Source organism: Kribbella sp. NPDC050241, assembly GCF_044459685.1.
GTDB lineage: Bacteria > Actinomycetota > Actinomycetes > Propionibacteriales > Kribbellaceae > Kribbella.
On record NZ_JBITJE010000001.1, the window covers coordinates 1,450,227 to 1,462,265 of the forward strand.

The window sequence follows — 12,039 nt, forward strand, 5'->3', positions numbered from 1 at the left end:
TCCTGTCGTGTACCCCTACCTCGACCACGATGGGCCGATCGCAATGGCCCACCGTGGCGGCGCAAGGCACCCGGAAAACATCGGCTACGAGAACTCGCTGCGCGCCTTCGAGCATGCGGTAGGACTGGGCTACCGGTACCTGGAGACCGACCTGCACGCCACCAGCGACGGGGTCGTGATCGCGTTCCACGACAGCAAGCTCGACCGGGTGACCGACCGGACCGGCGTGGTCGCAGAGCTGCCGTGGTCCGAGGTGAGCAAGGCGAGGATCAACGGCCACGAGCCGATCCCCCGGCTGGACGAACTGCTCGAACATCTCCCGGAGATCCGGTTCAACCTCGACATCAAGGCGGAGAACGGGCTGCACCCGGCCGCCGAGGTACTGCGCTCGGCGAACGCGATCGACCGCGTCTGCGTCTCGTCGTTCTCGCAGTCCCGGGTACGCCGGATCCGGAGCGAGCTGGGGCCGCGCCTGTGCACAGGGTACGGCGACTGGGAGACAGCGCTGATCCGGTTCCTGCCCATCCCGCTGAGGGCGCGCGGGGCCTGCCTGCAGATTCCGCAGAACTACGGTCCGCTCCGGGTGCTCACGCCGGGGCTGATCCGGCGAGCCCATGCCCTGGGCAAGCAGGTACACGTCTGGACGGTCGACGATCCGACCGACATGCGGCGCCTGCTCGACGCCGGGATCGACGGCATCATCACCGACCGCACCGACGTCCTCCGGGACGTGCTCATTGACCGCGGACAGTGGCAGGAAATCGGCCACTGAAGTGTTATCCGCGGGTACGCCGCTTCGTCCCCCGGACCTGACACACTCCTGCGCATGGGACTTCTCTCCGCCCCGGCGGCGGTCGACAAGCGGGAGTACTGGGGGTTCAGCCTCTACGACTGGGCCAACTCCGGCTACGTCACCACGGTCGGCACGGTGCTGTTCGCGCCGTACCTGACCTCCGTCGCCGAGACCGCCGCCTGCGGGTACGTCGGAACCACGGACAAGCCGTGCCACACCAACCTCGACGTCCTGGGGCTGGGCCTGTCCCCCGGTTCGCTGGCCTTCTACGTGGTCACGGTCGCGACGCTGGTGTCGGCGCTGTTCCTGCCCGTCGTCGGCGCGATCGCGGACCGGATGGCGCGCAAGAAGTTGCTGATGTGCGGCTTCGCCTGGACCGGCGCGCTCGCTGCCTGCTGCATGGTGTTCGTCGGCGGCGGCCGCTGGGAGCTCGGGGCGCTCCTCCTGCTGATCGGCAACCTGTGCCTGGGGTCGTCCCTGGTCGTCTACGACTCGATCCTGATCGACATCGCCGGGCCGGACGAGCGGGACGACGTCTCGTCGCGCGCCTGGGCGTTCGGCTACCTCGGCGGCTTCATCCTGCTCGCGATCAACCTCGGCGTGGTCACCGCCCACGACGCGCTCGGTCTGAGCCAAGGGACGGCGGTTCGGCTCAGTCTGCTCAGCGCCGGCCTGTGGTGGGGTGCGTTCACGTTCATCCCGTTCACCAAACTGCGGAACCGCCCGCCGGTCCTGGTCGAGCCCGTGCGCGGCAACATCGTCCGGCAAAGCTTCGGTCAGCTGTCAGCGACGCTCAAGCACATGCGCACCTACCCGGTGACGTTGCTGTTCCTGATCGCGTACCTGTTCTTCAACGACGGGATCCAGACCGTCATCTCGGTGTCGTCGACGTACGGCGAGAAGCAGCTCGGGTTCGAGACCCAGGTGCTGATCGCAACGATCCTGCTGGTGCAGTTCGTGGCGTTCTTCGGTGCGCTCGCGTTCGGGCGGTTCGCCCGCCGGTTCGGGACCAAGCTGACGATCATGGGCGGGCTGGTGGTCTGGATGCTGATCGTGATCGCCGGCTTCCTGCTCCCGGCCAAGCAGATCGCGCCGTTCCTGGCGATGGGCGTCGCGATCGGCGTCGTCCTCGGTGGGACCCAGGCGCTGTCCCGGTCGGCGTTCAGCCAGCTGATCCCGAAGGGCCGCGAGGCGGAGTACTTCTCGCTGTACCAGGCCGGCGAGCGCGGTACGTCGTGGCTCGGCACGCTGGTCTTCGGCCTGGTCCACCAGATCACCGGCTCCTACCGGCCCGCGATCGTTGCCCTCGGCTTCTTCTTCCTCATCGGCCTGCTTCTGCTCTCCCGCGTCGACATGCGCCGCGGCATCACCGAAGCGGGCAACACTCAGCCGACGCTGGTCTGAGGTACGACAGACCCGACCAGCCGCTGCAGCGCTTCGGGACTTGGCGGTGTGCCGGTCCGGTCGGCGAACAGCATGTGCGCGGATCCGATCAAGGTCAGGGCCAGTGTGTCGACATCGGCACCGGCATCGAGTCGCCCGCGATCGCGCTCGGCAGTCAGGTAGCCGGCGATCGCGGCGACGGCCTCGGTGAGTATCGGAACCCCGGTGGGGCTCGATTGCCGCAGTCTGGCGCGCAGCCCGTCCCGGGAGATGGTCAACCCGACGATCGCGACGGCGACCGAGCTGAACAACTCGGTCAGGAAGCCGGTGAGGTTGTCGGCGATCGCCCCGCGACCGACGCATCCCAGCAGCAGATCGCCCTGACCGCCGAGCCGGCGGATCCGGTCCTGCACGAGCTCGGTCAGGAACGTGTCGAAGTCCGTGAAGTGCCGATGCAGCACGCCCTTCGCGCAGCCGGCCTCGGTGGTGACGGCCCGGCTCGTCAACGCGTCCGGGCCATCTCGGAGCAGCACGCGTTCGGCGGCGTCGAACAACTGCTCGCGTACGTCGCGCATGGCCACACCCGTCGGCATGACACCCCTTCCGTTGACGCGAGTGGGCAGGTGCCCATTATGGTGGGCACATGCCCACTCTATCTCCAGAACCTCATCAGCAGCGGCAGATGGCGGAGTCGTTCGGCGTCGATGCCGAACGTTACGATCGGGTCCGGCCGCGGTATCCCGACGCGTTGATCCGGACCGTGGTCGAGGCCAGCCCCGGCAACCACATCCTGGACGTCGGCTGCGGGACCGGCATCGTCAGCCGGCAACTGCAGGCGGCGGGGTGCGACGTACTCGGGGTGGATGTGGACGAGCGGATGGCGGAGTTCGCCCGCCGAACCGGCGTCGAGGTCGAGGTGTCGCCGTTCGAGTCCTGGGATCCGGGCGGCCGGACGTTCGACGCCGTGGTCGCCGGCATGACCTGGCACTGGATCGACCCGGTTGCCGGTGCGGCCAAGGCCGCCGAGGTGCTCGAGCCTGGCGGCCAGCTGGCCGTGTTCTGGAACGTCTTTCAGCCCCCGTCCGACCTGGCCAAGGCGTTCGCCGCCGTCTATCGCGAGGTGCTCCCCGATCGGCCGGCGTACCACCGCGTGTCGGCGTCGCCGCTGGACGCGTACCTTGCCTTCCTCGGCAAGGCCGCGGACGGGATGCGCGAGTCGGGCGCGTTCGGCGAGCCGGAGCGGTGGCAGTTCCCGTGGAGCCGCCCGTACAGCCGGGACGAGTGGATCGAGCAGGTGCGCACCGGCGGCGACGCCAGTCAGTTCGACCCGAGCAAGTTCGACGAGCTACTGACCGGGATCGGCGCTGCGGTCGACGCGGCCGGCGGCAGCTTCCAGATGGACTTCACCGCGCTGACACTGACCGCGACCCGCAGCTGACATGAGAAACGGGCCCTGACCGCGTCGTTGCGGTGAGGGCCCGTCAGGTTGTGCTCAGGCGGTGCGCTTGGTCCGGTGCAGGTGCGCGGGGCCGATCTCGCCCTTGCGGAGCAGCTCGACCCGCTCGGCGAGGAGCTCCTCCAGCTCGGAGATGCTGCGACGCTCACGCAGCATGTCCCAGTGCGTACGGGCCGGCTTCTCCTGCTTCGGCTCCGGCTTCTCACCGGTCGAGCGGGCAGCCTCGCTGCCGCAGTGCGGGCACTCCCAGATCGCGGGCACCTCGGCGTCGTGCGCCATGGTCACCTCGACCACGTGGCCGCGGGGGCAGTCGTACGTAATCATCTGGCGCGGAGCGAACTCAACACCACGGTCATCCTCGAAGCTGACCCCACCCAGCCCCGAACCACGCAGTACGCGATTAGACATGTCAAACCTCCGAGATCGTCATCCGTGCCAACGGTCGGCCGGCCCGGATCATTCCCATTTTGGCATGCCCGAGCCATATGTATGCACCTGACAGCACCGTCGTGACGCCCTGTCATCGAGCGTTCACACATCACGGTGTGTCGCGAACCGTCCGTCGTACGACGCGCGAACTTCACAGCCAGTTGCCAGGAATCAGGGATCAGTTCCTCAGCAAACGTCCTTAGCGTCTGCACCCATGGTGCTACCCCGCCACAAGCTCCGTGGCCTCAGCCTGCTCAACGTCTCCCTGGTGGCCGTCGTCCTGGCGATCGCGATCACGGCCTACCTCCTGTTCTTCCGCAAGGACACGCCGGCCGCCGGCGCGACCCGCCCGACCTTCGCCGTCGCCCGCGGCGAGGTGACCGCGAGCGTGAGCTCCAGCGGCACCCTGCAGAGCTCGCAGACCGCGTCGCCGCAGTTCGAGACGTCCGGAACGGTCACGCAGATCCTGGTCAAGGTCGGCCAGGTGGTCGCCAAGGGCGCCGCGATCGCCAAGGTGGACCCGTCCGCCGCCGAGCGGCAACTCCGGATCGCCGACCAGAACCAGATCGCCGCGGCCAACTCGGTCACCGCGGCCGGTGAGTCGCTCGACGACGCACAGGACGCTGCCGAGGCCGCAGCGGAGGCGTCGGCCTCCCCCAGCCCGACAGCGACCAACGGGCAGCAGGCACAGAGTCAGAACCAGAACCAAGGTCAGAGCCCCGAGGTGGCGGTCAGCAACGCGGAGGCGAGCCTGGCCCGCGCGAAGGCCGACAAGGAGCAGGCCGACCAGGACGTGGAGGGCGCGCAGGCCGCGGTCGACGCGACCACCCTCAAGGCACCCATCGCCGGCACGATCACCGCGATCAACGGCAGCGTCGGCTCGGTCACCGGCGGCTCGAGTTCGAGCAGTGGTTCAGGCGGCGGAGGCTCGACCTCAGGTCAAGGTTCAGGGTCCAGCACCTCGAGTACGACGACAACCTCAGCCTCCGGCTTCGTCGACATCTCCGACCTCAAGTCCCTCCAGGTGGCCGCGTCGTTCCCCGAGGCGGACGCGATCAAGATCAAGGCCGGCCAGTCGGCCACCGTCACCCTGAACGCGGAGCCCGGTACGACGCTCACCGCGACGCTCGCCTCGGTGTCGCCGACCCCGACCACCACCAACGGTGTCGTCGCGTACTCTGCGACCTTCTCGCTGGCCAAGATCCCCGCGAACGCCCGGATCGGGCAGACCGCCAACGTCACGGTCCAGACCGCGAAGGCAGCCGACGCTCTCTATGTGCCGAGTACGGCGGTCGCGACCAGCGGCACGACGTACACGGTGACGATGGCCGATGGCGGTGGGACGCGGGAAGTGAAGGTCGGCGTGCGGGGTGACAGCTTCACCCAGATCACGTCCGGACTGAACGAGGGCGACCGGGTCGAGCTGCTCCAGGGCGCGATCGGTGGCACGGCGAACCAGAACGCCCGGACCGGGCAGTTCCCCGGCGGAGGCCAGGGACAGCTCGGGACCGGACAGTTCCCGCGGACCGGTACGGGTGCCGGGGGCAACCGTGGCCGCTGACGCCCTGATCGAGATCCGGGACGTCACCAAGACGTACGGCGCCGGCGAGACCGCCGTCCACGCACTACGCGGTGTCTCCCTGCGCGTCGGGGCCGGTGAGTACGTCGCCGTGATGGGCTCGTCCGGATCCGGCAAGTCGACGCTGATGAACATCCTCGGTTGCCTCGACGTCCCGAGCCGCGGTGAGTACTGGCTGGACGGCAGCAACGTCGCCCGGCTGACGGAGGACCAGCAGGCGCTCGTCCGCGGCCGCAAGATCGGCTTCATCTTCCAGTCGTTCAACCTGATCCCCCGGACCACCGCCCTGGCCAACGTCGAGCTCCCGCTGACGTACGCGCATCTGCGGCGTGCAGAGCGACGCAAGCGAGCCGCCCGCGCGCTGGACCTGGTCGGTCTGTCGGACCGCGCCGACCACCGGCCGAACGAGCTCTCCGGCGGCCAGCAGCAACGGGTAGCCATCGCCCGTGCACTCGCCACCGGCCCCCGGATCCTGCTCGCCGACGAGCCGACGGGCAATCTGGACGCACACTCGACCGACGAGGTGCTCGGCATGTTCGATCAGCTGAACGCCGACGGTCGCACGGTCGTCGTGATCACCCACGAGCACGACGTGGCGGCCCGGGCCCGGCGGCTGATCCAGGTCGCCGACGGCCGGATCGTCGCGGACGAGGTGACCCGCCGATGACACCTCGCGACCTCATGGGTGCGGCGCTGCGCGGCCTCAGCGCGAACAAGCTGCGCTCCCTGCTGACCGTCCTCGGCGTCTCCATCGGGGTCGGCGCGGTCATCGTTCTGGTTGCTGTCGGCAACGGCTCGGGCAAGGCGGTGCAGGCCCGGCTGGAGGCGATGGGCACCAACCTGCTCACGGTGTCCACGACCGGCGGTGGTGGCGGCTTCGCCCGCGGTCAGGCCGGACCGTCGGCCCAGCAGTACAGCCTGACCCTCGCCGACGCCGCCGCACTGGCCGACGACCGCCTCGCGCCCGATGTCTCCGCGGTGGCCCCAGTCATGACGAGCTCGGGTACGGCGACCAGCGGCGACACCAGCTACACCGTGGACCAGGTGATCGGTACGACGCCGGAGTACATGCCGGCCACCAACACGCCGGTCGAACTCGGACAGTCCTTCACCCAGCAGGATGTCGACACGTCGCAGCGGGTCATCCTGCTCGGGCAGACGGCCGCGACCGAGTTGTTCACCAGGCCCGCAACCGCGGTCGGCCAGACCATCAAGCTCGGCGCAGTGGACTTCGTCGTCCGCGGTGTGCTGGCGAGCAAGGACAGCACCGGATTCTCGGATCCGAACGCGACCGCGATCGTGCCGATCAGCACGCTGCGTGCCACCCAGGCCGGATACGGTCCGCTGAACCAGATCGTCGTACAGGCGGCGGACAAGGACCGGGTCGACACCGCGCAGGCCGAGGTCACCCAGTTGCTGGCCGCGCGACACCAGGTGCCGACCGACCAGACCTCGCCGTTCCGTATCACCAACTCCGCGCAGATTCTGCAGACCAGCCAGGACACCGCCGCGACCTTCACCGCACTGCTGGCCACCGTCGCCGCGATCAGTCTGGTCGTCGGCGGGATCGGGGTCACCAACATCATGCTGGTCACCGTGACCGAGCGGACCCGCGAGATCGGGATTCGCAAGGCGCTCGGCGCGCGCCGGCGGACGATCCTCGGGCAGTTCCTGATCGAGGCGACGCTGCTCAGTCTCATCGGCGGCGCGGTCGGTGTCGCCGTCGCGCTGATCGTCACCCGCTTCCAGCTGGCCGGGGTGCAACCGGTGGTGGTGCCGTCGTCGATCGGGCTCGCGCTCGGTGTGTCCGCGGCCGTCGGCCTGTTCTTCGGCAGCATGCCGGCGCACCGCGCTGCCGGACTCCGTCCCATCGATGCACTACGTCACGAGTGAGAGAGGCTGTTCGATGAGCAACCAGACGCCCGATGAGTTCGCCCAGATCGGGTCCGACGAGGAGGTCGACACGGCGCTCAAGCCGAAGAAGACCCTCAACCTGCCGATCGCGACCGCGGTTCTCGCAGGCGTTGTCGTGCTGGCCGTCGGCCTGGCCGGCGGCGCGGGCCTGCACGCGGCCTTCGCCTCGGACAGTACGACGCAGTCGCCGCAGGCAGGTCGTGGATTCGGCGGCGGGTACGGCGGCTTCCGCGGTCAGAACGGTCAAGGCCAGGGTCAGGGCCAGGGACAGCGGCCCGGTGGTGGGCAGGGCAGCGCGGCGATCGGAACAGTCGTCTCAGCGAGCGGCTCGCAGCTCGTGGTGAAGACGCAGAACGGCGACGTCACGGTCAAGTTGACCGGCGACACGACGTACGAGATCACCAACAAGGGGACGGCGACCGATCTGAAGGCCGGCGAGCAGGTCGTCGTCAGCGGCCAGAACGCCGACGGCTCCCTGACCGCCACGACCGTTCGTCAAGGCGCTCTCGCCGGCGGCTTCCGCAATCCCGGCGCCACGCCGTCCCGCTGACAGATAATGAGGTTGTGGCCGGCAACTTGATCAGCACCCCCATCACCCTCGAACTCCTGCGTGGCGCGCTCGAGCTGGAGCAGACCGATCGCGGCGTACTGCCGCATCGGCTGCCCGCCTGGGCGCGCTCGCAGTACGTCGACGGGCAGCTGGAGATGGCGGAATCGCAGCCGTCCGGAGTACGTCTGGTATTCCGGACGCGCGCGACCGTGGTCGAGCTGGAGACTCTGCCCACCAAGCGGGATTACGTGGGCGCACCTACGCGGCCGGACGGCGTCTACGACTTCGTTGTCGACGGCAAGCTGATCGGACAGGCCAGCGTGGAGGCCGGCGATGTCATCACGATCGATCTGATGACCGGGGCGGCCGAGACCCGGCGCGGTGGGTCGGGCACGGTGCGCTTCGACGGCCTGAGAGACGAGCCGAAGACCGTCGAGCTCTGGCTGCCGCACAACGAGACCACCGAACTCGTTGCCCTGCGCACCGATGCGCTGGTCGAGCCGGTCCCGGCCGGCGGCCGACGAGTGTGGCTGCACCATGGCAGCTCGATCAGCCACGGCTCCGACGCCTCCAGCCCGACGGGCACCTGGCCGGCGTTGGCCGCCGCTCAGGGTGACGTGGAGCTGGTCAACCTGGGGTTCGCGGGCAGCTCATTCCTGCAGCCGTTCACCGCGCGCACGATGCGGGACACCCCCGCTGAGCTCATCAGCGTCAAGCTGGGCATCAACATCGTGAACACGGACTCTCTGCGGCTGCGTTCGTTCACCCCGGCTGTCCACGGTTTCCTGGACACCATCCGCGAAGGCCACCCGACGACTCCGCTGCTGGTCGTCTCCCCCATCCTGTGCCCGATCCACGAGGACACCCCGGGACCGACGGGCTGGGATCTGTCCGCGCTCGGTGAGGGAAAGCTCCGGTTCGCGGCGACCGGGGATCCGGAGGATGTCGCGGCCGGCAAGCTGACGTTGTCCGTGATCCGTGCCGAGCTCTCCCGGATCGTCGAGCAACGCGCTGCCGACGACCCGAACCTCCACTACCTCGACGGCCGCGTCCTGTACGGCGAGGCGGACAACGCCGTACGACCGCTACCGGACGATCTGCATCCCGACGGCGAGACCCATCGCACGATGGCCGAACGGTTCGCCGACCATGCCTTCGCGGTCAAGGGCCCGTTCGCCTGACCCCCGCCGGCGGTCCGGGAGTGCGGACGTGTGCCACTCACCAACTGCGTGGGGTCGACCTGGATCACGCTCGACTCGCGGCCGTTGAGGATGTGTTGCGAGGGTTGGTGAGTGCGGGGAGTCCGCCCCGCGGGGCGCGGTTCCCGCCAGTGATGCGGACGTGCAGGCCATCACATTCGCGCACATTCGCGGCGCTCGGGCCCCTGCCCGCGGGACCGCCGCCCGGCAGGCTCGGTTGTGATGGCCTGGGCGTCCGCCGGAGTAGTCGGTCAGACGGCGGCTGGTGAGGTTGTCGGCTCGGGGGTGGTGCTGCTACTGGGTCGGGGGGTGGTGCTTGTCGGGGTCTATGACCTCGCCCTGGATGACGTCGCCCTGGGATTGTCTCGGCGGCTGGGCCGGACCGGCGCCGGGGATGAAGCCGCCCAGGTTCGCACCGCCGAACTGGGTGGCGACGCGGCGCCCGAGGAACGCGTGCATGCCACGCCGGGCCAGCGGGCGGGTGAAGGGCAGGACGAAGAAGAACCCGAAGATGTCGGTCACGAAGCCCGGCGTCAGCAGCAGCGTTCCACCGACCAGGACGAGGGCCGCGTCGGACAGCTCACGCCCGGGCATCTTGCCGGTCTGCAGTGCGGACTGTAGCGCGTTCCACGCCCGCCGGCCCTCGCGCTTGATGATCCACGCGCCGAGAGCGCTCTCGACGAACAACAGTCCGACCGTCGGCCAGCCGCCGATCACCTGGCCGATCTGGATGATCACGAAGATCTCCACGATCGGCACCACCAGCAGCGCCAGTGCTACGAGCCACGGCATGTCCTACCCCTTCCGGCGATTCCCTCCAGTGTTGCGCACCGGGGAAGTGCAAGGCTCAGGCCGGAACCTTCTCACGGCTCCGCGTCGGCGAGGGCGGGGTGTCCGGCCCGTCGTCACGCCGCCGGCGGCGGGCCACCAGGGCCAGCGCGATGCCGACGATGCCGAGGCCGGTCAGGATCCACTGCGGCCAGCCGCCGAGCTTGATCGCCAGCGTCTCCGTGTCCCGGATCGGCACATTCGCTACGTACACGTCGCGGACGAACTGCCCAGACTTGTGCTCGACCTTGCCGTTCGGCTGGATCACGCCGGAGATCCCGCTGGTCGACGCGATCAGCACGGTCCGGCCGGTCTCGATCGCCCGCATCCGGGTGATCGCGAACTGCTGCTCGGGCTGCCCGGTGTCGCCGTACGTCGCGTTGTTCGTCTGCACCACCAGGACCTGGGCACCGCCCTTGACCACGTCCGAGATCACGTTGTCGTAGGCGAGCTCGAAGCAGATCACATCGCCGTACGTGACGCCGCGGATCGGCATCACGCCGGGGACCTTGCCGGGAGCCGTCTGCCGGCCGATCATCTCGAGGCGCTTGATGTACGGCAGCAACTGGTCGCGGAAGGGAATGTACTCACCGAAGGGCACCGGGTGCCGCTTGGCGTAGATCTGGCCGGGTCCGCTGACCGGGTCCCAGACGACGCCGGTGGTCTGCCGCTCGTTCGGGCCCGGGCCGTCCAGGACTGCGCCGACCAGGATCGGTACGCCGACGGCCTTGACCGCCTCCTCGATGTCGGCCCTGGTCTCGGAGTCCTGGAACGGGTCGATGTCGGTCGAGTTCTCCGGCCAGATCACCACGTCCGGCTTCGCCTCGGTGCCCTCCTCGACCCGCTTCTGCAGGTCGAGCGTCGCGGCCAGGTGGTTGCGCGTGACGGTCCGGGCGCGGCCGAGGAACTCCAGTCCCTTGCCTGGCACGTTGCCCTGCACCATCGCCGCCGTCACGGTCTTGCCGTTGCCCTCGGTCGACAGCGTGATCAGCGAGCTGCCACCGACGATCGCCACTCCCGCGACCAGCGCGACGATCCGGAGCCGCACGCTGCTCTTCAACCGCAGTACGGCGTACACGAGGACTCCGAGCAGCGCGACGACGAAGCTCAGGCCCGGGATGCCGACGAATGATGCCAGCCTGCCGACCGGGGAGTCCGAGAGCGCCCACGCGAGCCGTCCCCACGGGAAGCCGCCGAACGGAACGGAAGCGGCCGCGAACTCGGTCGCGACCCACATGCACGGAATCCACAGCATCCACAGCTTGAGTTTCAGCACCTGCGTCGCGAACAACCCGAAGACCGCATAGAACAGCCCTTCGAGGATGGCCAGCGCGATCGCGGCATCCCCACCGATGACCGTGAGCCAGGGAACCAGGACCGCGTAGTACGTGATGCCGAAGCCGGCGCCGATCAGGAAGCCGGCCTTGGCCGAGGCGCCGTTCAGCGCGGCCAGGAAGAGCGGTACGGCGATGATCGTCAGCCAGGGATGGTCGTGCGGTTCGAAGGCCAGGCCGAGCAGGGCGCCGGCACCGACGGCCACCGCAACCCTCGGCAGGACGCGTCCCAGAGCCTTCAAACGGTCCACGCGGTATCCCCTTGTCCTCACGGCCCGGCCGACGCCGGTCGCACGACCGTACAACGTTCCGGACACGCCAATGTATCCGGTCAGTAGCCAACAAGCAGCGATCGCGGAAAGTGAAGGGAGATCAGCAGAGTGCGAGGAAGTGAAAGACCTCAGAAGTCGAAGGGTCGTCGATCACCGTGGATACGGTCCGGCCCCAGGCACAAGGAAAGAGGCTCGGCGCTCCTTCGGACCAACCGTCGGACCACTGGCTGCGAACCGTCCGGCTGTTGTCTACTGGCCGCCGAGCCTCTTCCACCTCTGCCCCGCGGGGGGCTAACCACCGG

At 68.9% G+C, this 12,039-nt stretch carries 12 protein-coding genes; 8 read left to right on the forward strand and 4 right to left on the reverse strand.

Annotation, left to right across the window (positions count from 1 at the left end):
• Positions 1 to 7: 7 nt before the first annotated feature.
• Together ACIBG5_RS06895 and ACIBG5_RS06900 are read left to right on the forward strand one after the other, a co-directional pair.
• Positions 8 to 772, forward strand: coding sequence for a glycerophosphodiester phosphodiesterase (locus ACIBG5_RS06895; RefSeq protein WP_396390551.1), 765 nt, complete (start codon positions 8 to 10; stop codon positions 770 to 772).
• 54 nt (positions 773 to 826) lie between these two features.
• Positions 827 to 2,197 carry an MFS transporter gene (locus tag ACIBG5_RS06900; protein WP_396390552.1) on the forward strand — a complete coding sequence of 457 codons (1,371 nt, stop codon included), beginning with the start codon at positions 827 to 829 and terminating at the stop codon, positions 2,195 to 2,197.
• Here the strand turns inward: ACIBG5_RS06900 and ACIBG5_RS06905 are convergent.
• Positions 2,179 to 2,769, reverse strand: coding sequence for a TetR/AcrR family transcriptional regulator (locus tag ACIBG5_RS06905; protein ID WP_396390553.1), 591 nt, complete (start codon positions 2,767 to 2,769; stop codon positions 2,179 to 2,181). The two genes, ACIBG5_RS06900 and ACIBG5_RS06905, sit on opposite strands and share 19 nt — an antisense overlap.
• A gap of 50 nt (positions 2,770 to 2,819) precedes the next feature.
• On the opposite strand from ACIBG5_RS06905, the gene ACIBG5_RS06910 reads away from it, so the two are divergent.
• Positions 2,820 to 3,614: a class I SAM-dependent methyltransferase gene (locus ACIBG5_RS06910; RefSeq protein WP_396390554.1), complete on the forward strand. Its 795-nt coding sequence runs from the start codon at positions 2,820 to 2,822 to the stop codon at positions 3,612 to 3,614.
• A gap of 54 nt (positions 3,615 to 3,668) precedes the next feature.
• On the opposite strand, the gene ACIBG5_RS06915 is transcribed toward ACIBG5_RS06910, so the two are convergent.
• A complete protein-coding gene (locus ACIBG5_RS06915; protein ID WP_131296220.1) occupies positions 3,669 to 4,040 on the reverse strand; it encodes an RNA polymerase-binding protein RbpA in 372 nt (123 codons plus the stop codon).
• Between the two features lie 235 nt (positions 4,041 to 4,275).
• Here ACIBG5_RS06915 and ACIBG5_RS06920 point away from each other — a divergent pair, with 235 nt between their 5' ends.
• The 5 genes from ACIBG5_RS06920 to ACIBG5_RS06940 are packed head-to-tail and all read left to right on the forward strand — an operon-like array spanning position 4,276 to position 9,285.
• Positions 4,276 to 5,622, forward strand: coding sequence for an efflux RND transporter periplasmic adaptor subunit (locus tag ACIBG5_RS06920; RefSeq protein WP_396390556.1), 1,347 nt, complete (start codon positions 4,276 to 4,278; stop codon positions 5,620 to 5,622).
• Positions 5,612 to 6,307, forward strand: a complete 696-nt coding sequence (locus ACIBG5_RS06925; protein ID WP_396390557.1) for an ABC transporter ATP-binding protein — start codon at positions 5,612 to 5,614, stop codon at positions 6,305 to 6,307. Before ACIBG5_RS06920 ends, ACIBG5_RS06925 begins: the two co-directional genes overlap by 11 nt.
• Positions 6,304 to 7,533: an ABC transporter permease gene (locus tag ACIBG5_RS06930; RefSeq protein WP_396390559.1), complete on the forward strand. Its 1,230-nt coding sequence runs from the start codon at positions 6,304 to 6,306 to the stop codon at positions 7,531 to 7,533. The genes ACIBG5_RS06925 and ACIBG5_RS06930 overlap by 4 nt, the downstream gene beginning before the upstream one ends.
• A gap of 13 nt (positions 7,534 to 7,546) precedes the next feature.
• Complete coding sequence (locus ACIBG5_RS06935; protein ID WP_396390560.1) at positions 7,547 to 8,104, forward strand: DUF5666 domain-containing protein; 558 nt, start codon at positions 7,547 to 7,549, stop codon at positions 8,102 to 8,104.
• A gap of 14 nt (positions 8,105 to 8,118) precedes the next feature.
• Complete coding sequence (locus ACIBG5_RS06940; RefSeq protein WP_396390561.1) at positions 8,119 to 9,285, forward strand: GDSL-type esterase/lipase family protein; 1,167 nt, start codon at positions 8,119 to 8,121, stop codon at positions 9,283 to 9,285.
• Between the two features lie 312 nt (positions 9,286 to 9,597).
• Here the strand turns inward: ACIBG5_RS06940 and ACIBG5_RS06945 are convergent, their stop codons facing one another.
• Together ACIBG5_RS06945 and lnt are read right to left on the reverse strand one after the other, a co-directional pair.
• Positions 9,598 to 10,095 (reverse strand): FxsA family protein, encoded by a 498-nt coding sequence (locus tag ACIBG5_RS06945; RefSeq protein WP_396390562.1) that lies wholly within the window; start codon positions 10,093 to 10,095, stop codon positions 9,598 to 9,600.
• Positions 10,096 to 10,150: 55 nt separating this feature from the next.
• Entirely contained in the window at positions 10,151 to 11,716 is a 1,566-nt protein-coding gene (lnt, locus tag ACIBG5_RS06950; RefSeq protein ID WP_396390563.1) for an apolipoprotein N-acyltransferase, read from the reverse strand.
• Between the last annotated feature and the right edge of the window lie 323 nt (positions 11,717 to 12,039).